Origin of the sequence: Acinetobacter sp. YH12023 (assembly GCF_013420135.1) — a bacterium.
GTDB lineage: Bacteria > Pseudomonadota > Gammaproteobacteria > Pseudomonadales > Moraxellaceae > Acinetobacter > Acinetobacter amyesii.
Genome location: NZ_VOYU01000002.1, coordinates 1 through 21,123, shown reverse-complemented (window position 1 = coordinate 21,123; position 21,123 = coordinate 1). Strand labels below are relative to the sequence as shown.

Genomic DNA, 21,123 nt, shown 5'->3' with positions numbered 1-21,123 from the left:
AAAGACGCGACTTCGACTGTCCCAACTGTGCAACTAATGTTATATTCAAGCGGATAAAGCAAGCATTGCAGCTTTATATTGGATAAACAAAACACAATCGAGATACAGATGGACGATCAATCTTTAAAACAGCAGGCTTTGTATTATCACGAATTTCCAACTCCGGGGAAAATCAGCGTTACACCAAGCAAACAATTGGTCAACCAACACGATTTAGCCCTCGCATACTCGCCAGGTGTCGCTGCACCTTGTTTAGAAATTGAACGCGACCCATCTACTGCTGCACTTTACACAGCGCGCGGTAATCTTGTTGCTGTAGTCAGTAACGGTACAGCCGTACTGGGCTTAGGTAACATTGGTCCTTTAGCGTCAAAACCTGTTATGGAAGGTAAAGGCGTTCTATTCAAAAAATTCGCTGGTGTTGATGTTTTTGACATTGAAATTGCTGAAAACGATCCAGACAAAATCGTAGATATCGTTGCAGCATTGGAACCAACTTTCGGTGGTATCAACCTTGAAGACATCAAGGCCCCAGAGTGTTTCTACATCGAGCAAAAACTTCGTGAACGCATGAATATTCCTGTGTTCCATGATGACCAACACGGTACATCAATCATTGTGGGTTCTGCATTACTGAATGCACTTCAACTCAATGGCAAAAAAATTGAAGAAATCAAAATTGTCGCTTCTGGCGCAGGTGCTGCTGCCCTTTCATGTTTGAACTTACTTTGTGCACTTGGCGCGAAAAAAGAAAACATCGTTGTGGCAGATTCACGTGGTTTATTGACGACTAAACGTGAAGGCTTGGATGAGTCGAAAAAGGCATATGTTCAAGACATCGAAGGCTCTCAGCTTGCTGATGTAATGGAAGGTGCGGACATGTTCCTTGGTCTTTCAGCAGCAGGTATTTTGACCAAAGAAATGGTTAAAGTTATGGCGAAAGATCCGATTATCTTTGCCCTTGCTAACCCAGACCCTGAAATTCTTCCTGAACATGCACATGAAGCGCGTCCAGACGTGATTATGGCAACAGGCCGTTCAGACTATCCAAACCAAGTGAACAATGCGCTCTGCTTCCCTTATATCTTCCGTGGTGCACTAGATGTTGGCGCAACCACGATTAATGAAGAGATGAAGATTGCGTGTGTACATGCGATTGCTCGCATGGCGCACATTGAAGCAGACGCTGCATCGTATGGTGAAAAATCTGCTTCATTTGGTCGTGATTACCTCATTCCACGCCCATTAGATCAACGTTTGATTCTTGAGATTGCACCTGCAATTGCACAAGCAGCGATGGATTCAGGTGTTGCAACTCGTCCAATTCAAGACTTCTCTGCGTATCGTCAACGTTTGTCTGAGTTTGTTTATAACTCTGCATTCATGATGAAACCAATTTTTGCGCAAGCAAAAACTGATCCAAAACGCATTGCCTATGCTGAAGGTGAAGATTTACGTGTACTTCGCGCAGTACAAATTGCTGTTGATGAAGGTTTGGCAAAACCAATTCTTGTCGGTCGTCCAGCAGTCATTGAAGCAAACATCAAGAAATTAGGTCTTCGTCTTGAAGACGGCGTGAACATCACTATCGTCGATCAAGAGAAAAACCCTGATTATGATAAGTTTGCTGACGATTACTACAGCATCATGCAGCGTAAAGGCGTAACACCTGAATACGCACAGCGTGAAGCACGTCGTCGTTCAACACTTATCGCGGCAATGCTGGTTCGTCATGGTGTGGCTGACGGTATGCTATGTGGTACTTATTCTAGCTATGACATTCACTTAGACTTTGTCAGCAATGTGATTGGGCTAAAAGAAGGTCGTAATAACTTCTTCACGCTGAATGCATTAATGCTTGAAGATCGTAACTTGTTTATTGCTGATACTTACATTAACCGTAATCCAACAGCTGAACAGCTTGCTGAAATGACTATTTTAGCGGCTGAAGAAGTACGCCGTTTTGGTATTACGCCACGTGTAGCATTGCTTTCTCACTCAAGTTTCGGTTCTGACCAAAATGATCCTAGCGCACAAAAAATGCGTAAGGTTTATGATATTTTGTCAGAAATTGCACCTGAACTTGAAGTTGAAGGTGAAATGCATGGTGATGCCGCACTGGATGAAAATATTCGTCATTTCGCATACCCGAACTCACGTTTTAAAGGTTCTGCGAACTTGCTGATTATGCCTAATCTGGATGCAGCGAACATTTCGTTCAACTTGTTGAAATCAACATCGGGCAGTAACGTGACAATTGGCCCAATTCTTTTGGGTGCTGCAAAACCTGTTCATATTTTAACGCCAACAGCGACAACACGCCGTTTAGTGAATATGACTGCATTGACTGTTGCAGAGATTCAAGAAAACGAAAAACTAGCACTCTAATTTAGTTGACCTGAACACACTTTGTGACTTGAGAAAACCTCTGTTCTGTAGCATGATTGCTCTAAGAATAGAGGTTTTTTCATGCAAGTTTATTTAGTAGGCGGTGCAGTTCGAGATCACTTGCTCGGGCACCCCTATCACGAAAAAGATTATGTCGTTGTCGGTGCAACGCCGGAACAATTACTTGCTCAAGGTTATCAACCTGTGGGTAAAGATTTCCCTGTTTTTCTTCATCCAGAGACCAAAGACGAATATGCCTTAGCCCGTACAGAACGTAAGTCTGGACATGGGTATCATGGCTTTGAATTTTATACCGACGTCAATGTCACACTCGAACAAGATCTCATTCGACGTGACCTCACGATCAATGCGATTGCTATGGATGATGCTGGCCAAATTTATGATCCCTACCATGGTCAACAAGATTTAGAGCGCCGCATCCTTCGCCATGTGTCTGATGCCTTCGTCGAAGATCCATTAAGGGTTTTGCGTATTGCACGTTTTGCGGCACGTTATAAAGCTTTAGGTTTTAAAGTGGCTGATGAAACACTTACGCTGATGCAAGAGCTTGCTCAATCTGGTGAGCTTGAAGCCCTTACACCTGAACGTGTATGGAAGGAAACGTCTCGTGCCTTAATGGAAGACCACGCAGATGAATATTTTGAGGTATTAAGAGCCTGTGGCGCTTTAAAAGTGTTGTTCCCTGAAATTGATGCGTTATACGGTATTCCACAGCGTCCTGAATATCATCCTGAAATAGACTGTGGCATTCATACCATGATGTCGCTACAACAAGCGTGTCGTGCAAATTATTCTTTGGATGTTCGTTTTGCTGTACTGGTACACGACTTAGGCAAAGCACTTACTCCAGTAGATGAGTTACCGCGCCATATCATGCATGAAGAGCGTGGTGTAAAACCAGTTACTGATGTCTGTGACCGTATGCGTGTTCCCACCAATACCAAACAATTGGCTATCTCAGTGTGTAAAGAACATTTAAAATGCCATCAAGCCTTGAGTTTAAAACCGGGTACCTTGTGGCGCCTGTTACAACGTCTGGATGTGCTACGCCGTCCTGAACGCGTAGAGGCCTTTGTACAAGCCTGTGAATGTGATTCACGTGGTCGCTTAGGTTTAGAGGATCGTGCCTATCCGCAAGCTCAATACGTTTTAGATGCCATGCAAGTGGTTCGTAATATTAAAGCTGCCGACCTTCCACCTGATGTATCCGGGCCGGATATTGGTGAAATGCTGATTGAACGACGTATCCAAGCCATTGCTGCACTTAAAACCAGTCAATATGCAGTCGAAGCATAATTAGAGCACCTTCGGGTGCTTTTTTAATTTTCCTTTTCTATATTTTTAAAACTTTAACTTTTGCAATATTTCACCTTACCCTTTCAGATATAGATAAGCTTTGAAAAATATCTGCATTCACATCAAGGCTCATTCATCTATGCTCTAAGGAAAACCATCGAGCTGACAATATGCATCCCCAAATTCGTCCACTACACCTCCCAAAAGATCTCCTCGACATTCATCAACTCACACTCCAATTGGGTTATGAAATACCACCAGAGCGACTCCAACAGCATTGGCAGTTGACTCATTTGGATCAGCATTATCAAACCGTGGTGATGACGGCTGATGACCGCGTCATTGGTTATGCAGGTTTTATCCAACAATACAGTTAGGAGTTTGAGGAATGAATAATTCGGATTTAGGCTTTTGTCATTGATGTGAGTTATCGCGATCAAGGTTTAAGGCGATGGTTCATGCAAGCCATTGAGCAAAGCGCACGGCGATAAGATCTAAAACGTATTTTACTCAATAGTGGGAATCGTCCTGAACGCTACGCCGCACATGCTTTTTATCAAAATTTAGGGTTTGAAGCCTATATGGTTTGGATTTTACTAAATATTTAAATTGATCGGCCAATTTTACCATCAGCCGATCCGGACATTTTTTAAGAAATATCGGCTGGAAAACTAATGACTTTTTCAAGCTTTAGCTGATTCATAGCCACCATTAGCAATCGATCAATACCTAAGGCTATACCTGCACACTCGCTCATATGCGGTAATGCAGCAAGCAAATATTCATCAATCGGCATCACATGCAACCCAAGTTTAGCGCGCTCTGCATTATCTGCCTCAAAACGACTGCGTAAAACATCCGCATCAATCAGTTCATCATAAGCATTCGCTAACTCTAAACCTTCGATATACAGCTCAAATCGTGCTGCAACCAACTCACCATCTTCGTCCACACGGGTTTTCGCCAAAGAAGCCATTTCAGGTGGAAAATCTGTAAGGAACACTGGCGTATCAAAACCGAGGCTCGGCTCAACATAATGCGAAAACAATAAATCGATATAGCCTAAACGGTCTTCACCCAAATCTAAGCTTAGCCCCACACGACGACAGCAATCTTTTAGATCTTGTAAAGAAGCTTGTAACGGGTTCAAATCCAAACGATCCATAAAGGCATGCTTATAGCTCAAAATAGTCGGACGAATTTCACCAAAGCGTTGTTTCAAGGTTTCATTCAATAAATCCGTCACTTCAAACATCAAGTCTTTTAAGCTAAAACCCGGACGGTACCATTCCAACATGGTGAATTCACTGTTGTGTTTACGTCCATGTTCATCATCACGGAAAACTTTACAGATTTGGTAGATAGGCCCACTGCCACTTGCCAACAGACGCTTCATGGCAAATTCAGGTGAAGTTTGTAAATAATGCGTTTGCTTTTGACCATTCACATGACGCTGAGCTTGTACCGATGCTAAATGCACATCGGTGACACCCGCTTGTGAAAGCACAGGTGTTTCCACTTCAAGCACATCACGTGCAGCAAAAAACTGGCGAATTTGAGCATACATCGTGGCACGTGCACGAAGTGCAGTGAGTTCACAACTCGGCTGAAAGTTCATTTGACTCATGCTGCTGGGCCTCCATGCGCAGCCCATTCACGGCGTAAAGGATAGGTTTTACGTAAATAATCAAAGGCTTTTTGATCCACCTTGCCGTCTTTTAGGCAAGCACGTAAGTTGGCATCATCACGAGCAATGTCATAAATATCTTTTAAATAACGCTGTAATACCGTCTTAAAGTCAGCACCAGTAAAATACTGCTCACAGACGGGCAACTGACTTTCAAAAGCTTTATTTATCGGTTGATTGAAAGTTTGACAGAATGCTTCATAGATCATCTGTGTGCCACGTGCTTTACCTTCCAAGCTATAGCCTGCAATATGGGGTGTCACCACGTAAATTAAATCCAACAATGCTGCTGAAATCTCTGGCTCATGTTCAAAAACATCTAAGACCACTTTACGCTGAGTTTGTTGAATATCGGCAATTAAGGCAGCTTCTTCGACCACTGGCCCACGCGCGGAATTAATCAAAATCGCAGTTGGCTTCATAGCGGCAAGTGCAGCAGCATTAATTAAATGATAGGTTGGATATTCCCCCACTTTAGTTAGTGGCACATGGATACTAATTGCATCTGCATTTTTTAACAGTTCTGCAAATTCAACTTGTTTCACCTGATCAGATTGCACAAATGGATCATAGCCAATGACATTCCAACCTAATAATTCTGCCATGACGGCCAAACGTGAACCGACATTACCTAAGCCAACGATGCCCAAGGTAAATTGTTCATTTGCATTCAATAATTCAGGTTTAACGTACAGCAATGCAGTAATCACATATTCAGCAACCGCTTGTGCATTACAACCTGCAGCATTTGACCAAGCAATGCCCTGCTTTTCTAGAGCGGTAATATCTAAATGATCTGTTCCAATCGTAGCACTACCGACAAATTTGAGTGCGGTCTGTTGAATTAATTCTGCATTTACCTGAGTCACTGATCGTACCAATAATGCATCGGCTTCTTTGACATCCTCATGGGTCAATGTTCGACCTGCCGCTTGCTTTATTTCACCAAATTCGGTAAAAAAATACTCAGTAAATGCCAGATTTTCATCTGCAACGATTTTCATAGTTCATCTCATAATTCCACTACGAACATGATAACGCGTTGCTCATGCCATGACTATTCTTCTGCACATAAAGCATAGCGCCATTTTTTTATAAGCTAAATGATAGAAAATTATATTAACGACAATAATCTGACTGCTGATCTTCAATTAAAGACAAGGCCGCCTGCCAAGCCGCTTGAATAATGGGCTCGGCCATCGGATTTTCAAACTGCTGCAACGTATGTTCACAAACCTTCGGACTCGGATAATGCAATGTAGCACTCGACAACGCTTTTACTTGAATTTGACAAGCCCGTTCTAAAAAGTAAATTTCATGAAATGCCCGTGCCACATTATCTCCAGTCGCAAGCAAGCCGTGATTGCGTAAAATCATGCAGCGATAATGTCCCATATCTTGTACCAATCTTTCACGCTCTTCAGTTGAAAAGGCAATACCCTCATATTCATGATAAGCAATGTTCTGATAGAACTTTAACGCATGTTGTGAGATTGGCAATAAACCATGTTCTTGTGCAGAAACGGCCACGCCATCGGCAGTATGCGTATGAATCACACAATTAATATTTGCACGCGCATGATGTAAGGCAGAATGAATCACAAAGCCCGCAACATTCACCATCTTCCCTGCATCATAAGTTTCAATAATTTTTCCTTCATGATCAATTTTGACCAAATCAGAAGCCGTCATTTTGTCAAAGGTCACACCATAACGATTAATCAGAAAATGCTCCGGTTCATGACTTAAACGCAGGCTGATATGAGTATCAATTAAGTCGGTCATTTTATAATAAGCCACTAAGCGATACAGTGCCGCCAATTGACAACGCGCTTGCCATTCCAGTTCATGAATAAGCTCTGGTTTTTGCATGGATGAATTCCTTTTCTAAATCGATTGATCTTGTTTTCTGTTTATTGTGAATAATTAATAGCATGTCATATTCATGCTGTATATCAACTTCGCCTTTAGAAAAAACTTTTCAAAAAATTTAGGCAATAAAAAAACCCCAATGTAAAACATTGGGGTTTTTGAATATGGCGGAAGCGGTGAGATTCGAACTCACGGAGGACTCGCGCCCTCGTCGGTTTTCAAGACCGGTGCATTAAACCGCTCTGCCACGCTTCCATGGCCGCTATCATATAAATAAAAATTCAGATTGGCAAATTATTTTGCCTTATTTTGAACACTTGGCGAATCGTTCATACAAAATTTAGGCGATTGTAAAATTTTGGCTTCGAGCTGAAAAATAGAAGTTCAATCAAAATTTATTGAATTGAGGTCAAGGCTAATTGCATTACCTCAATTTACGCACATAAAAAAACCCTGATGCTAAAAACATCAGGGTTTTTGAATATGGCGGAAGCGGTGAGATTCGAACTCACGGAGGACTCGCGCCCTCGTCGGTTTTCAAGACCGGTGCATTAAACCGCTCTGCCACGCTTCCATGGCCGCCATCATATAAATAAAATTCAGCAATGGCAAATTATTTTGTAAAAAACACATCCAATTGAACAAAATAAGAGCAGTTTACTGTCTTTCAGTGCTTTCGCCCATTTCATAACGAATTGAATTGATATACCAACATTTTTTTCCTAGCGGGGTTAGGACTTCGACTTCATCATCCACTTGCTTCGACAAGAGTGCCCGAGCCATAGGTGAATCAATTGAGATATGCTGCGGATGATGATCATAGATTTCATCCACCCCAACGATTCTTAGCGTTTTGTGTTCGCCGTCTTCATTTTCAATATCAACCCATGCCCCAAAATAGACTTTCCCTTTTTGTTCGGGTGAGTAATCGATAATACGAAGCTCTTCCAAACGTTTTCCCAAGTAGCGTACACGTCGGTCAATTTTGCGTAACAATTGCTTATTATATTGATAATCCGCGTTTTCCGAACGATCTCCAAGACTAGCCGCCCAGTTCACTTTTTTGGTAATTTCAGGTCGCTCTTCATGCCATAAATGCTGAAGTTCAGCGACCAATAAATCGTGTCCACCACGGGTAATTAAGTTAGATTTCATGATGATTTTTAGGCCTTGAGCAAGTGCTGATTTTTACAAAACATGCCTATTTTATCCTCCATTTCTACACAGGCAAAGTATATAAAATTTATTCCCAAACAAAATCAATTGTTTATGTTACATATTTTAATATTTTTTCGTACAAAATTTGACAAGTATTTTTTTGCTCATTATTATGCGCACATCTTTTAGGCTTGTTTAATTTTTATCCAGTGTAGATTTTCTACATATTTCCCGAAACCCCCTAGTCATTTTTGAATGACGTCATGACTGCCCAACCCTTATTGAATTTATCAAACTTGAAAAAGTCTGAGGCGTGTTTGCCTTTGCTTTTTAGGGCATAAATTACTTGTAGCGGAGACAACATGCACAGTAGTTCAACTTCTGGGTCGAGGCTTTGCCTTAACTCTTTTAACTCTCTCCCATTTAAAGCGCTTGCACTTAGTACTATCTTAATTCCTTTTCACAGTATTAATGCCAGCAAAACAGCACATCAATATGATGCTGTCGTCAACAGTAATAAACTCACTGTTGTTGCAGTTGCCAATCCTGCCATTGTTTTTCAGGAGGGTAAACATCGACATGGCTTCGGTTACGACCTTGCACGTAACTATGCAGAAAGTTTAAATGTTCAATTAGATTTTAAAACAGTGAATGACAATGCCACTGCTTTAAAAATGGTTGCCAAAGGTCAAGCCAATTTTGCTATGACCACTGCCGAAATGAGTACCATTGAAGCCAAGCATTTGACGTCATTTTCAGCCAGTTGTGGTGATACCGTTTCTTTAAAAAAGAATGGTTTAAACAGCAACTTAAACTGGGTATTTAAAAATGCAGATGATCCACTAAGCCAAACCGCGAGTGGTTTTATTTGCCGTGCCAAACAAAATGGCGCAATTGGACAGTTGGCATCATTCTACAACCGTAATGTGGTCAAACAAGATTCTTGGAATGTGATTCAACGTGATTTAAGTAAACGTATGCCGATCTATAAGGCAAGTTTTAAAAACACGGCCAAGCAATACGATCTAGACTGGCATTTATTGGCAGCGATTGGTTATCAAGAGTCTTACCTCAAACCTGACTCGGTATCCCCAACGGGTGTTCGTGGCATTATGATGCTGACCAACAGTACAGCAAAAGCCATGGGTGTGAGCAACCGTACAGATGCGACTCAAAGCATTCAAGGTGGTGCAAAGTACTATGACCAAATGCTAAACCGTTATAGTAACATTCCGTACCCTGATCGTAATTGGTATGCCTTAGTGGCTTATAACATGGGTCCTGGTGCTGTAAGTCAGATTCAAAAGCGTGTCCAATCTCAAGGTAAAAACCCAAATAAGTGGGTGAATTTATATGCTTATCTAGACCGTAACAAGGCCAGCAATGGTCGTTATCGTCAAGCTGTGCAATATGTCACGCGTATTCGTGCTTATTTGGAACATATTAAAACCACACCTCAACTGGTGAATATCTAATATGCGTCCACCTAACATTTACATGTGAGCGCACAAAAAAAAGCTTACCTTCGGGTAAGCTTTTTTCGTTTTAGACTTAAGCAGTTTGCTCAAGTACTTTTTTGAATAAATCTTTTTGCTCAGTACTTGGTTTTGCTGTTTGCAATGCCATCAATTGTGACATATCACCTTGTACTTTTATTTTGCCCGTCATAAACGCTTGCATCGCTGCAGCCATATCAAACTCAAGGAATACTTTACGTAAAGTTTCAGCATCCATGTTCAAAGTTGTTTTCGCGTTTGAAGATAAACCTTTTTTAATTGCACCACCGTCTAATGACAATTCAGTATTGCCTGCAGCGTCAGCAACCACAAGGTTAATTGCAAGATTAGCCAATGCAGGTGGTAAGTTTAAATCACCAGCTTGAGCTGTCAGAGTTTCTACAGTTGAAAACCAATCATCAGTTAAAAAAGCAGGCATGATCTTTCCTCAATTTATTTTGTTCGTGTGTGTTGCCGTTCCGGACAACATCAGTGCAAGCATATTTTGCTTGAGGTTTGTTATAGCATGATCATTTGTGAAAAGGCTAAAGTTTTTTGTACGCACCGTTCAATATTTAACTGTTTAATAACAAAATGAGAAAAATCATAAGCATAAAAAAGGCATTCCGTAGAATGCCTTTTGCGTGATGAGATTTTCGGCTTAATCTGCCATAAACCCTAAGTTCACCATATTAATGCGTTTGCTTTCTGACTCACCTTCTTCAGTTGAACAACTTTCGCTATTTTTAAAGTCAAATTCGCGTTGTTCATCTAGGGCTTCAAAGTCGAATAACTCACGGTCAGCCAGTTGTGAAGGTGATACATTTTGCAACGCACCAAAAATACTGTGTAAACGTTTTGGAAATTCTTTATCCCAAGTACGCAGCATGTCATTTAGTATCGCACGTTGTAAGTTTTCTTGAGAACCACACAAATTACACGGGATAATTGGGAACTTACGCATTTCTGCATATTTGATAATGTCTTTTTCTTCCACATAAGCCAGTGGACGAATCAAAATGTTCTTTTTGTCAGAAGACAATAATTTCGGTGGCATGGCTTTTAAGCTGCCGCCATGGAACAAGTTCAAGAAGAACGTCGCCAAAATATCATCACGATGATGACCTAAAGCCACTTTCGTCGCCCCAATTTCTTGAGCAAAGCCGTATAACGAACCACGACGTAGACGCGAGCACACTGCGCAGTACGTTTTACCTTCTGGTGTTAAACGTTTGGTAATGCTGTAAGTATCTTTTTCTAAGATGTAATACGGAATTTTGTTTTCTTCTAAATAACGTGGCAATACGTCTTCAGGGAAACCCGGCTGTTTTTGGTCAAGGTTGACCGCAACCACATCAAAATTAATCGGTGCGATACGCTTAAACTGCAACAAAATGTCGAGCAAGGTATAACTGTCTTTACCGCCTGAAATACAGACCATCACTTTGTCACCCTCTTCGATCATTTTAAAATCACGAATAGCATGACCGACCTGACGGCGTAGCTTTTTCAATAAACGATAATACGCAGAGCTAGTTGGTAGTTCTGGTTTGAAATTAAATCCTTGTTCGGACTCAACTGGCGAGAACATAGACGAGTTAAACCTAAAAAAAAATACCGCGCAATTTTATCCGATTCGCAGACTTCTCGCATCAAAAGAATGTAATTTCCGAAAAAAGTAGAAATACTGTCATGATCACGTAATCTTCGGTGCATTATTTTATACGGTACAATTCATTTTTTAGCCCAAATGCTTATCTTTTGGACTTTTCCACAGTTGTCCACAAAAGCTGTGGATAACTTTGTGGATTCTAAATGACTTGACAAGGTGAGCCGCCCTTATTTTAAGGCTTTTATTTAAATTGATCATTTTTTGATCAATTTATAAATATTTAATTATCAATAGCTTAGGTGTGTCAAGTTAAGCTCATTAAAAAAAAAATAAATATTTTTTTTGATTATTGAATCATCAAAATGACTTGATTTTTACAAAGTAAAGAAGAAATCAGTCTATGAAGCCTTTTCATCTAATTATTTTTTGATAAACTCTCTTTAACTGTTTGGGGACAGAATTTTTTCTTCACAATAAAATGAAAAACATGACTTGGACTTTGGGGCTGTTATTAGGTGGAAGTGTGGCTATCAGTTTAGCAGCACCAAACATTTTTGCCGGCCAAACGATTTATCAATTGCGTGAAAGTAATGGCACAACGTTACTGACCAATAAACAAGGCCGCTATAGCAATCTAAAAGTTGAGAAAAAAACCTACTATCCGGACAGTAATATCCATAGTTATAGTAACTGGGGCTCAAATGAAGCGTCTGTGTTACCCAGCTATAGTAGGAATAAAAATGCCTTTGACAATATTATTAAACAAGCAGCGGCCCAACATGGTGTTTCCGAAGGTCTAATCAAAGCGGTGATGCATACCGAATCAGGCTTTAACACTAATGCTCGTTCACCTGTTGGGGCTCAAGGTTTAATGCAGCTCATGCCTGCCACGGCACGTCGCTTCAATGTAACAAATGCTTATGATCCTCATCAGAACATTATGGCTGGTGCGCGATATTTATCTTGGCTACTGAAACGTTTTAATGGTAACACCTCACTTGCCTTAGCTGGTTATAACGCAGGTGAAGGCAATGTCGCAAAATATGGTGGTATCCCACCTTTTCGCGAAACACAAGATTATGTCCGCCGTGTCACTAGCCGCTACAACAACCTATATGCTGGTAGTTTAAGTGTATCAGGTTCGAGCAATTCCAATATCGCTTCAAATAGTGGTCGGATTATTGCCAGTTCGGATAATTATCATGCTGCTGCCCCTACGGTTGCTAAATCATCGGCACGTCAAATTATTCAAACAGACAATGGTAGTTTTACCGACGCACCTTCAGGTTCATTTGCCACAGCAAATGCGTCTGCTTCAGCGCGTATTTATTTCAATGAATAAATTCACTGATTTTGTAAAATTGCATCTGTTTTACTAATTTTTCCTTGAAATTTTAAGACTTTCACCTCATATTGAGTTTAATGATTTTTATTTGTAAATCAGATCATTTTTCTATAATAAGAGGATTTACCCAATGATGCGGATTGGTTTGTTCTTGCTAACCAACCTCGCGGTACTGGTTGTAGCTGGCATAATCTTGTCACTCTTCGGTGTCGGTAGTTACCATGGTGCGGGCGGCTTAAACTTAGGCAACTTGCTCGTAATCTGTTTTGTGTTCGGTATGGTGGGTTCAATGATCTCACTATTCATGTCAAAATGGATGGCGAAGAAAACCACGGGTACAGAGCTGATTGACCCTAATGCACCACGTAACCAAGCTGAAGCATGGTTACTTAACGAAGTTGCGCAACTGGCACAACGTTCTGGTATCAAAATGCCAGAAGTGGGTATTTTCCCATCGTACCAGTCAAATGCCTTTGCAACAGGCTGGAATAAAAATGATGCTTTAGTAGCAGTTTCTACCGGTCTACTTGAGCGTATGAACAAAGACGAGCTCCGTGCCGTACTCGCTCACGAAATTGGTCACGTAGCCAATGGTGATATGGTAACCCTTGCATTGGTGCAAGGTGTAGTCAACGCCTTTGTGATGTTCTTTGCGCGTGTAGCAGGTGACTTCATTGACCGTAATGTTTTTGGTCGTGAAGATGGTGAAGCACCGGGTATCGCATATTTTGTCATTACGATTGTATTAGATATTGTTTTTGGTATCGCAGCGTCTGCCATTGTGATGTGGTTCTCTCGCTACCGTGAATACCGTGCCGATGAAGCTGGTGCGCGTTTAGCAGGTAAACAAGCGATGATTTCTGCCCTGTTACGTTTACAAGCAGAATCTGAAATGCCAGATCAAATGCCAAAAGAAATGAAAGCCTTTGCAATTTCTGCGGGTCAAGAACAAGGTTTCAGTTTAGCTGCATTGTTCCAAACACACCCAACGATTGAACAACGTGTTGCGGCATTACAACAATTAGATTGCCCATAATCGAGCATCTAATGTATGTCGTAAAAAAGCCTCCCTATGGAGGCTTTTTTAATTCTAATTTTTTTCTCCGAACATTTACTGTCTTATCAATAATCTTTCAGTTGAACGATCTTTCAATTGAATAGCCTCTCATTGATCGCGTTCAAGCAACAAGGCATTTCTATCTACAATACTCCATTGGCCTTTAACCATTGCCAAAGCAATGAACCACCCATATAAATTGCAAATATAAAGACTAATAAGCAAATCATCCCGAGTATATCTGGGATATGGATCCATATCCATGCAACCACAGGGTTGCGCCAAAAAGCAGATTGCTGTTGTTTCTGTTCTAATTTTTCATGTAAAAACGGATGTACCACATGTTGATCTGTACTGATTTGATATTCTTCACGAATGTGCGTATGTACAACATCTAAAGCTTTACGGCTCGGTCGAATAAACACATCAAAGATCGTCCCTGCAACAGGAATAAAACCCACGACAGCATCTATAACTGCGAGTTTCATCACACCATTTAATTTGGCTTGTGGTACGCCAATCTGTTTGGCTTTATAGACGGCATAACAGGTCAAGACAAATCCTGCGATATCACCAGCTACGGGAATGGTACTCAACGCTGCGTCCGCACCTACCCCTTGTCGAGTAAATGGAATCCGAACCACGGAGTCCATCATATTGGCAAACTTTGCGAGATCGCGTTCAAGACGAATGACTTCTTGCTTTGACATTTTTTGTTTTAATGGTTCAGTCATGTTTTATCCAATAAAAACCGTGTAAATCACTGAGATTAAAACATATTAGAAGTCTTCAATCTGTAGCAAAATGCTAATCTCTATAAATTGAGCAATTGTGAAGCAATCATCAAATACACCACCACGCCTGTCGCATCACAAATCGAGGTTACCAAGGGTGCAGAAGCACTTGCAGGATCGAACTTTAACTTATTGAGTATGAAAGGCAAACTCATGCCAATTAAACAACCGAGCAATACGATACCCATCATACTCAGTGCCAAGACCAAGGCCACGGTTGCATCACCACGGTAGTAGCCTAAAATAGATACAGCAATGGCCATGGTTCCGCCCAGACACAGGGCAACCAAACTTTCACGTCCCAGCAAGTAAAACCAGTCCCTAAAATGTACATCGCCCGTTGCCAATGCACGCACCATCAGCGTTGCAGATTGAGAGCCGGCATTTCCACCACTGCCGACCAATAAGGGTAAGAAAAAAACCAAGACGATATGTGCGGCAATGATATCTTCATAATAGGAAATACCTAAACCGGACAATAAACTGCCAAAGACCAATATCACCAACCAAAACACCCGCTTTTGATACAACTTTAAAATCGGTGCTTTCTTAATGCTCATACCTGGTTCGGTACTCACTGCACTAGCTTTTAAAAAGTCTTCGGTAGTTTCAGCCTGTACCACATCCATCGCATCATCATAGGTGACAATCCCCATCAAACGCTTGGCATGATCCACAATCGGCAAGGCCATAAAATCATATTCAGCCAGTTTACGTGCAATACTTTCTTGGTCTTCGTCTATCCAACCAGTCACTACATCTTTGGTCATCACCTCTTGAATCCGTGCATCACGGTCGGCTTGCAAAATTTGCCGCAGTGAAATCACCCCATTTAATTGAGACTGATCATTGGTGACATAAATTAAATACAGGGTTTCACGGTCATGCGGTTCATGGCGCAAGGCCTCTATGGCTTGTTGCATGGTAAAGTCAGCAGGCATACTGACATAGTCTGAGCTCATGATTGCGCCTGCAGACTCTTCTGCATAAGCAGATAACGCCTTTAAATGCTCTTGTGTATCTTGATCAAGTTGTTGGTAAATTCGATCTTGTTCTGCATATGTTAAGCTTTTATATAAGTCCGTTGCATCATCAGAATGCATGTCATCAAATAATTCAATTTGTAGACGCAGTGGATAACGCGAAATCAGCTGTCGCTGTGACTCAAAAGGGAAAAACTCAAAAACCAAACCTTGATGCGCTAAACCTGAAAGTAACTCAATTTGATATTCAATTGGAAATTGCTGAATTAAACGGGCCTGATCAGCATAGTTCAGAGGCTGTAAAACACCAACGGCCTCTGTATAATTTTGTTGTTGCAATAAAGCGGAAATATCACGCTGTCTTTGTATTAAATCCGCCATTCAACTCACTCAAATTTTAATCTTTATTTGTTAAACACATTTTGAAGGATAAAATGAAGAGTTTCAAATCACTTCAATATGATCTCTATATCTATAAAAGTTCTCAGTGGAATTTCTTCCCCGCTAAAAAATTCTCCAGAATAAAAAACCGCCGTCAAGTATCCAAGCTTTAACGGTGGATTTCTGTAGAACTAAATACTGTCTAACGGTTATTTCATAGACTCAGACACCGGTTTGATTTTAAAAATGGAACGAACCATGACATACATAAACGGAATAAAGATCAGCACCAAAACCGTACCGAATATTACCCCACCGAGTACGCTCACCCCAATCTCTTGGCGACTGGCTGCACCTGCACCAAAAGCAAGAACTAAAGGAACCACTCCCGCACCAAAAGCCAAAGAGGTCATCAAAATAGGACGTAAACGAAGTGCTGCGCCTTCCATTGCAGCTTCGATTACATGTTTGCCTTTTTCTTGTGCCATCGCTGCAAACTCTACAATCAAGATCGCGTTTTTACAGGACAAACCGATTGTTGTCAGTAGAGCAATTTGAAAATAGATGTCATTTGGAAAACCGGCCATGTAGCTAAACAAAATATTACCGCCTATCCCAAGTGGAATCGCACTCATGACTGCTGTTGGAATACTCCAACTTTCATATAGGGCGGCGAGACAGAGGAAAATAAATCCTATCGAGACCAAATATAGCCAAATCGCTTGATGACTTGATTTTTGCTCTTCAAAGGATAACCCACTCCATGCCACGTCCACACCCGGCACTTGATCAACTAAAGCTTTAACATCCTGCATGGCTTGTCCACTTGAGACATTTTTGGCTGTATCCGCTTCCATTTGTAATGCGGTATAGCCCATGAAACGGTTAACAACTTCTGGACCACCACTCCAACCAATGGTTGAAAAATTACTAAATGGAATCATTTCATTTTGGTCATTACGTACATGCCAATAAGCTAAATCTTCTGGTTTAGAACGGAATTCGGCATCTGCCTGCATCATGACGCGTTTAATGCGCCCACGGTCGATAAAATCGTTGATATAGCTACCGCTCCATGCGCTACTCATAGTGCTATTAATCGCATTTTGAGTTAACCCCAAGGCCATTGCTTGTTTTTGATCAATATCTACTTTTAGTTCAGCTTTATCGGGGTTTGAGCGTTTGTCTAAATTTTCGAAACTGCTGAATTGTGAAGATTTTTCTTGCAAGCTTTTAAATTGCGCATCGAGATAAGCACGGCCTTCACCATTCATATCTCGCAGCCAAAATTCCAGACCATCGGTTTGCCCAAGGCCACTGACAGAGGACGGCATGCTGACATTGATTTGTGCATTGTTAAATTTTTTAAAATGTTTCATAGCACGTTCACGAATCGCTTGCGCTGAATTGTGTTGTCCTGAACGTTCATCCCAATGCTTCAGTGCAATAAATCCTTGCCCTAAGTTTTGACCCGTACCAGAAAAATTTCGTCCATAACGAATCATCACCAAATCAACATTTTGCTTTTCTTCAGTTAAAAAGTACTGCCGAATTTGTTCACCGACCTCACGACTTTTCGACATCGGTGCACCTTCTTGTAATTTAAGTTGCACACTCAAAATACCTTGGTCTTCACTAGGAATAAAACTGGTCGGCAAAGCACGATAAAACAAAGCAAATACCGTAATGAGCCCCGCAAACAAAACCACCGTCCATAAGCGATAACGAACCGTGGCTTGTGCAAGTGCTAGATATTTGGTTTTTAAAGTCTCTAATTTGGCGTTAAACCAAATCGCCCAGCGCTGTGGTTTCGGATTGGGTTTTAAAATTAAGGCACATAATGCAGGAGTTAAAATCAGCGCAACCATCAGTGACAAGCCCATGGCAGCCACAAGTGTGATGGAAAATTGTCTATAGATCACGCCCGTTGAGCCACCAAAGAACGCCATGGGAATAAATACAGCGGTTAATACCAAAGTAATCCCGATTAATGCCCCACTAATTTCATGCATTGACTCTATAGCCGCTTGTTTTGCTGTTAACTGTTGTTCATGCATTAAACGTTCGACATTTTCCACCACAACAATCGCATCATCGACCAACAGACCGATGGCCAATACCAATGCAAACAAGGTGAGCGTGTTAATGGTCATGCCCAAAGCATATAAAATCGCTAAAGTCCCTAGAATCACCACAGGCACGGTAATCGCAGGTATCAGCGTTGCTCGCCAATTTTGTAAGAAGATAAACATCACCAAAACCACTAATAAAACGGCTTCGAATAATGTTTTCACCACTTCTTTAATCGATTCTTGTACAAATGGCGTGTTATCCCGAGGATAAACAATTTTATAACCGGCAGGTAATTGCTTCGCTAATTGTTCAATTTCTTGCTTAATTAAGGCTGAGGTTTCAAGTGCATTCGCCCCAGATGCCAATGAGATCCCCATCCCTGAAGATGGATACCCATTAATGGTATTCACCCCTGAATAATTTTCCGCACCCAATTCAACACGTGCAACGTCTTTTAAATAGACAAAACTGCCGTCTCGTGCAGATTTGACAATTATATTTTCAAATTCTTCAACTGACTTTAAACGTGAACCTGACGTGACTTTTGCATTGAGATATTGATCCGATACACTCGGCAATTCACCTACGGCTCCGGCTGCAACCTGCGTATTTTGTGATTCAACAGCCGCACGGATATCACTGGGCATAAGGCTATATTGCTTTAACTTCAGTGGGTTGAGCCAAATGCGCATGGCAAATTGCGAACCAAAAACATCGACTTCACCGATACCCTCAATTCGAGCAATGTCCTGCTCTAGATGAGTCATCATATAGTCACCAAGTTCGATATTCGAACTCTTGCCAGTCTCATCATAGAGGCCGATAACCATATGGGTATCACCCAAAGATTTATAGACATTTACCCCTTGGCGCTGCACATCTTCAGGCAGCCGATTGATTACTCCATTTATGGCGTTTTGTACTTGTACTTGAGCGGTATCTGGGTCAGTGCCATTTTCAAAACTGATGCTGATCCGGCTTCGACCTGAAGAGTCGCTGCTTGAACTAAAATATAAAAGATGATCAATTCCTTTAATTTGTTGCTCAAGAACTTGTGTGACACTTTCCTCGACTGTTTCTGCTGACGCACCGCTATAACTTGCACTGACCGTAATTCGTGGTGGTGCAATATCTGGATAGCGCTCTACCGGTAAATTGAGCACAGCAAAAAGCCCGAGCGCCATGACGATGATCGCCAAGACACCTGCAAAAATCGGTCGATAAATAAAAAACTTAGACAGCATCAGTCCATGTCACTTTTCAATTAATGAAATAAAATGTGTTGATTGATTTTTTCAAAAAATCTTATTGATAATCAATCACAATGTGCTTGATTACAAGCCTAGACTACATAAAAACCTTGCTTGAAGCGAAATATGTAGAAAATATGGAGAGCCTCCATTTCAGCTATTTTAGTAAATTTATGTGACAAAACCGCCTCTGTCATGAAGCTTTAGCCACTGCCCTGCAATGTATGCCTGCAACATCATTCATTTATATAAAAAGATGCAGAGGCAGCCATGCAAAAACAATTAACAAAACAGTTAAATCTAGCCATAACTAGCAAAGTGAAATCCTCATGGGGCGTGTCTTCACTGCTCCTTTTTAGCGTTTTTGGTTTATCTGCATGTAATTCGGATGACGATAAAACCCATGTCACCAAGCCCCCTATTTTGCCTGATACAGGTTTTGTCATTGTTGGGCATCGTGGTGCCAGTGCTTTGCGACCTGAGCATACTCTTGCCGCATATCAAAAAGCGATTGATGATGGTGCGGATTTTATCGAACCCGATTTAGTGCCAACCAAGGATGGCTATCTGGTTGCGCGCCATGAAAGTGAAATTTCAGGGACAACCAATATTAGTACGCTGTCACAATTTGCGGATCGAAAAACCACCAAAAAAATCGATGGTATCGACTATACAGGATGGTTTACGGAAGACTTTAATTTGAATGAACTGACTCAAAATGTAAAAGCACGTGAGCGTATTGCTCAATATCGCCCTAATAACACTCAATATAATGATCAATACAGCATCCCAACGCTCGAACAAATCATTGAACTTGCCGACGCTCACTATAAAAAAACTGGAAAAATTGTTGGTTTATATATTGAAACCAAGCACCCAACATTTTTCCAACAGCAAAATCTAGCCATGGAAGATCGTTTACTCTCCACGCTTGCTAAATACAGTTATACACGTGATATCGCGCCTGTATATTTACAGTCCTTTGAAACCACCAATCTTAAATACTTACGTGATCAACTTACGCAAAAGAAAACCCTCAAACATGGCAAAATTATTCAATTATTAGATAGCCCAACTGCAATACCGGGTGACTTACAGCAACAAAGCTCACCTCAAAATTATGCAAGCTTAGCAACAACAGAAGGCCTAAAATCAGTGGCAAAATATGCAGATGGTGTGGGTCCTAGTAAAACCTATATCTTTTCAAACTCTGAATTTAAACAAACCACTTTTGTCAAAAATGCCCATGCTGCTGGTTTGAAAGTCCATCCTTATACGCTCAGACCAGAAAATGGTTTTTTACCTGACTATTTAAAATGTAGCTCAGTGGCAACCGAACGTTGTGATACCGGTGCGGCTAAAGAATTTGAAAACTTCTATAAAGCTGGTGTAGATGGTGTATTTGCAGATGATCCGGGACTGGCACGCAAAACCTTAACACAACTGCAAAAGCCCTAGTTTTCCTAAAATGAAAAAAGACGCCGAGGCGTCTTTTTTATTGTTCAATGGAAACCTTAAAGCGGGTTTGCCAAATATTCTGCGGCTGACTGCGTTGCCACTGGCTGAGGTGCTGGAGCTGTCGGAGCTGTCGGAGCTGTCGGAGCTGTCGGAGCTGTCGGAGCTGTCGGAGCTGTCGGAGCTGTCGGAGCTGTCGGAGCTGTCGGAGCTGTCGGAGCTGTCGGAGCTGTCGGAGCTGTCGGAGCTGTCGGA

At 41.3% G+C, this 21,123-nt stretch carries 17 protein-coding genes and 2 tRNA genes; 7 read left to right on the top strand and 12 right to left on the bottom strand.

Annotated elements, in window-relative coordinates; translation table 11 throughout:
• Window positions 1-108: 108 nt before the first annotated feature.
• From FTT92_RS01645 to FTT92_RS01635, 3 genes are all read left to right on the top strand, one after another.
• A complete protein-coding gene (locus FTT92_RS01645; protein WP_111883905.1) occupies window positions 109-2,388 on the top strand; it encodes an NADP-dependent malic enzyme in 2,280 nt (759 codons plus the stop codon).
• A gap of 81 nt (window positions 2,389-2,469) precedes the next feature.
• Window positions 2,470-3,705 (top strand): multifunctional CCA addition/repair protein, encoded by a 1,236-nt coding sequence (locus tag FTT92_RS01640; RefSeq protein WP_180171263.1) that lies wholly within the window; start codon window positions 2,470-2,472, stop codon window positions 3,703-3,705.
• A 170-nt stretch (window positions 3,706-3,875) separates the two neighbouring features.
• Window positions 3,876-4,082: a hypothetical protein gene (locus FTT92_RS01635; RefSeq protein ID WP_180171262.1), complete on the top strand. Its 207-nt coding sequence runs from the start codon at window positions 3,876-3,878 to the stop codon at window positions 4,080-4,082.
• A 272-nt stretch (window positions 4,083-4,354) separates the two neighbouring features.
• Here the strand turns inward: FTT92_RS01635 and epmA are convergent, their stop codons facing one another.
• The 6 genes from epmA to greB form a co-directional block, all read right to left on the bottom strand.
• Entirely contained in the window at window positions 4,355-5,323 is a 969-nt protein-coding gene (gene epmA, locus FTT92_RS01630; RefSeq protein ID WP_373684090.1) for an EF-P lysine aminoacylase EpmA, read from the bottom strand.
• 5 nt (window positions 5,324-5,328) lie between these two features.
• Window positions 5,329-6,396, bottom strand: a complete 1,068-nt coding sequence (locus FTT92_RS01625; RefSeq protein WP_180171261.1) for a 4-phosphoerythronate dehydrogenase — start codon at window positions 6,394-6,396, stop codon at window positions 5,329-5,331.
• Between the two features lie 115 nt (window positions 6,397-6,511).
• On the bottom strand, window positions 6,512-7,264 hold the full coding sequence (locus tag FTT92_RS01620) for a class II aldolase/adducin family protein (RefSeq protein WP_180171260.1): 753 nt from the start codon (window positions 7,262-7,264) through the stop codon (window positions 6,512-6,514).
• 165 nt (window positions 7,265-7,429) lie between these two features.
• Window positions 7,430-7,519 (bottom strand) — tRNA-Ser (locus FTT92_RS01615).
• 229 nt (window positions 7,520-7,748) lie between these two features.
• Window positions 7,749-7,838 (bottom strand) — tRNA-Ser (locus FTT92_RS01610).
• A gap of 83 nt (window positions 7,839-7,921) precedes the next feature.
• A complete protein-coding gene (gene greB, locus FTT92_RS01605; protein WP_180093733.1) occupies window positions 7,922-8,419 on the bottom strand; it encodes a transcription elongation factor GreB in 498 nt (165 codons plus the stop codon).
• Window positions 8,420-8,784: 365 nt separating this feature from the next.
• On the opposite strand from greB, the gene FTT92_RS01600 reads away from it, so the two are divergent.
• Entirely contained in the window at window positions 8,785-9,897 is a 1,113-nt protein-coding gene (locus FTT92_RS01600; protein ID WP_180171259.1) for a transglycosylase SLT domain-containing protein, read from the top strand.
• A gap of 76 nt (window positions 9,898-9,973) precedes the next feature.
• Here the strand turns inward: FTT92_RS01600 and FTT92_RS01595 are convergent, their stop codons facing one another.
• Entirely contained in the window at window positions 9,974-10,357 is a 384-nt protein-coding gene (locus tag FTT92_RS01595; protein WP_078190434.1) for an SCP2 sterol-binding domain-containing protein, read from the bottom strand.
• Window positions 10,358-10,579: 222 nt separating this feature from the next.
• Window positions 10,580-11,509 (bottom strand): tRNA 2-thiocytidine(32) synthetase TtcA, encoded by a 930-nt coding sequence (gene ttcA, locus FTT92_RS01590; RefSeq protein ID WP_180171258.1) that lies wholly within the window; start codon window positions 11,507-11,509, stop codon window positions 10,580-10,582.
• Window positions 11,510-12,008: 499 nt separating this feature from the next.
• On the opposite strand from ttcA, the gene FTT92_RS01585 reads away from it, so the two are divergent.
• Both FTT92_RS01585 and htpX read left to right on the top strand, forming a co-directional pair.
• Entirely contained in the window at window positions 12,009-12,872 is an 864-nt protein-coding gene (locus FTT92_RS01585) for a lytic transglycosylase domain-containing protein (RefSeq protein ID WP_180171257.1), read from the top strand.
• Window positions 12,873-13,005: 133 nt separating this feature from the next.
• Window positions 13,006-13,911 carry a protease HtpX gene (gene htpX / locus FTT92_RS01580; RefSeq protein ID WP_078192146.1) on the top strand — a complete coding sequence of 302 codons (906 nt, stop codon included), beginning with the start codon at window positions 13,006-13,008 and terminating at the stop codon, window positions 13,909-13,911.
• A 164-nt stretch (window positions 13,912-14,075) separates the two neighbouring features.
• On the opposite strand, the gene FTT92_RS01575 is transcribed toward htpX, so the two are convergent.
• From FTT92_RS01575 to FTT92_RS01565, 3 genes are all read right to left on the bottom strand, one after another.
• Window positions 14,076-14,666, bottom strand: coding sequence for a DUF4112 domain-containing protein (locus FTT92_RS01575; RefSeq protein WP_180171256.1), 591 nt, complete (start codon window positions 14,664-14,666; stop codon window positions 14,076-14,078).
• A gap of 80 nt (window positions 14,667-14,746) precedes the next feature.
• Window positions 14,747-16,090 (bottom strand): magnesium transporter, encoded by a 1,344-nt coding sequence (gene mgtE / locus FTT92_RS01570; RefSeq protein WP_180171255.1) that lies wholly within the window; start codon window positions 16,088-16,090, stop codon window positions 14,747-14,749.
• A 209-nt stretch (window positions 16,091-16,299) separates the two neighbouring features.
• Complete coding sequence (locus FTT92_RS01565) at window positions 16,300-19,407, bottom strand: multidrug efflux RND transporter permease subunit (protein WP_180171254.1); 3,108 nt, start codon at window positions 19,405-19,407, stop codon at window positions 16,300-16,302.
• A 276-nt stretch (window positions 19,408-19,683) separates the two neighbouring features.
• On the opposite strand from FTT92_RS01565, the gene FTT92_RS01560 reads away from it, so the two are divergent.
• Window positions 19,684-20,871, top strand: a complete 1,188-nt coding sequence (locus tag FTT92_RS01560) for a glycerophosphodiester phosphodiesterase family protein (protein WP_180171253.1) — start codon at window positions 19,684-19,686, stop codon at window positions 20,869-20,871.
• Between the two features lie 56 nt (window positions 20,872-20,927).
• Here FTT92_RS01560 and FTT92_RS16595 read toward each other — a convergent pair.
• The coding region (locus FTT92_RS16595) for a hypothetical protein (RefSeq protein ID WP_218951547.1) at window positions 20,928-21,123 on the bottom strand (196 nt) is incomplete at its 5' end.

What these genes read in the sequence shown, in the direction of transcription:
- FTT92_RS01645 (WP_111883905.1), top strand. Translation starts at nt 109, where the DNA reads ATGGACGATCAATCTTTAAAACAGCAGGCTTTGTATTATCACGAATTT.
- FTT92_RS01640 (WP_180171263.1), top strand. Translation starts at nt 2,470, where the DNA reads ATGCAAGTTTATTTAGTAGGCGGTGCAGTTCGAGATCACTTGCTCGGG.
- FTT92_RS01635 (WP_180171262.1), top strand. Translation starts at nt 3,876, where the DNA reads ATGCATCCCCAAATTCGTCCACTACACCTCCCAAAAGATCTCCTCGAC.
- epmA (WP_373684090.1), bottom strand. Translation starts at nt 5,323, where the DNA reads ATGAACTTTCAGCCGAGTTGTGAACTCACTGCACTTCGTGCACGTGCC.
- FTT92_RS01625 (WP_180171261.1), bottom strand. Translation starts at nt 6,396, where the DNA reads ATGAAAATCGTTGCAGATGAAAATCTGGCATTTACTGAGTATTTTTTT.
- FTT92_RS01620 (WP_180171260.1), bottom strand. Translation starts at nt 7,264, where the DNA reads ATGCAAAAACCAGAGCTTATTCATGAACTGGAATGGCAAGCGCGTTGT.
- greB (WP_180093733.1), bottom strand. Translation starts at nt 8,419, where the DNA reads ATGAAATCTAACTTAATTACCCGTGGTGGACACGATTTATTGGTCGCT.
- FTT92_RS01600 (WP_180171259.1), top strand. Translation starts at nt 8,785, where the DNA reads ATGCACAGTAGTTCAACTTCTGGGTCGAGGCTTTGCCTTAACTCTTTT.
- FTT92_RS01595 (WP_078190434.1), bottom strand. Translation starts at nt 10,357, where the DNA reads ATGCCTGCTTTTTTAACTGATGATTGGTTTTCAACTGTAGAAACTCTG.
- ttcA (WP_180171258.1), bottom strand. Translation starts at nt 11,509, where the DNA reads ATGTTCTCGCCAGTTGAGTCCGAACAAGGATTTAATTTCAAACCAGAA.
- FTT92_RS01585 (WP_180171257.1), top strand. Translation starts at nt 12,009, where the DNA reads ATGAAAAACATGACTTGGACTTTGGGGCTGTTATTAGGTGGAAGTGTG.
- htpX (WP_078192146.1), top strand. Translation starts at nt 13,006, where the DNA reads ATGATGCGGATTGGTTTGTTCTTGCTAACCAACCTCGCGGTACTGGTT.
- FTT92_RS01575 (WP_180171256.1), bottom strand. Translation starts at nt 14,666, where the DNA reads ATGACTGAACCATTAAAACAAAAAATGTCAAAGCAAGAAGTCATTCGT.
- mgtE (WP_180171255.1), bottom strand. Translation starts at nt 16,090, where the DNA reads ATGGCGGATTTAATACAAAGACAGCGTGATATTTCCGCTTTATTGCAA.
- FTT92_RS01565 (WP_180171254.1), bottom strand. Translation starts at nt 19,407, where the DNA reads ATGCTGTCTAAGTTTTTTATTTATCGACCGATTTTTGCAGGTGTCTTG.
- FTT92_RS01560 (WP_180171253.1), top strand. Translation starts at nt 19,684, where the DNA reads ATGCAAAAACAATTAACAAAACAGTTAAATCTAGCCATAACTAGCAAA.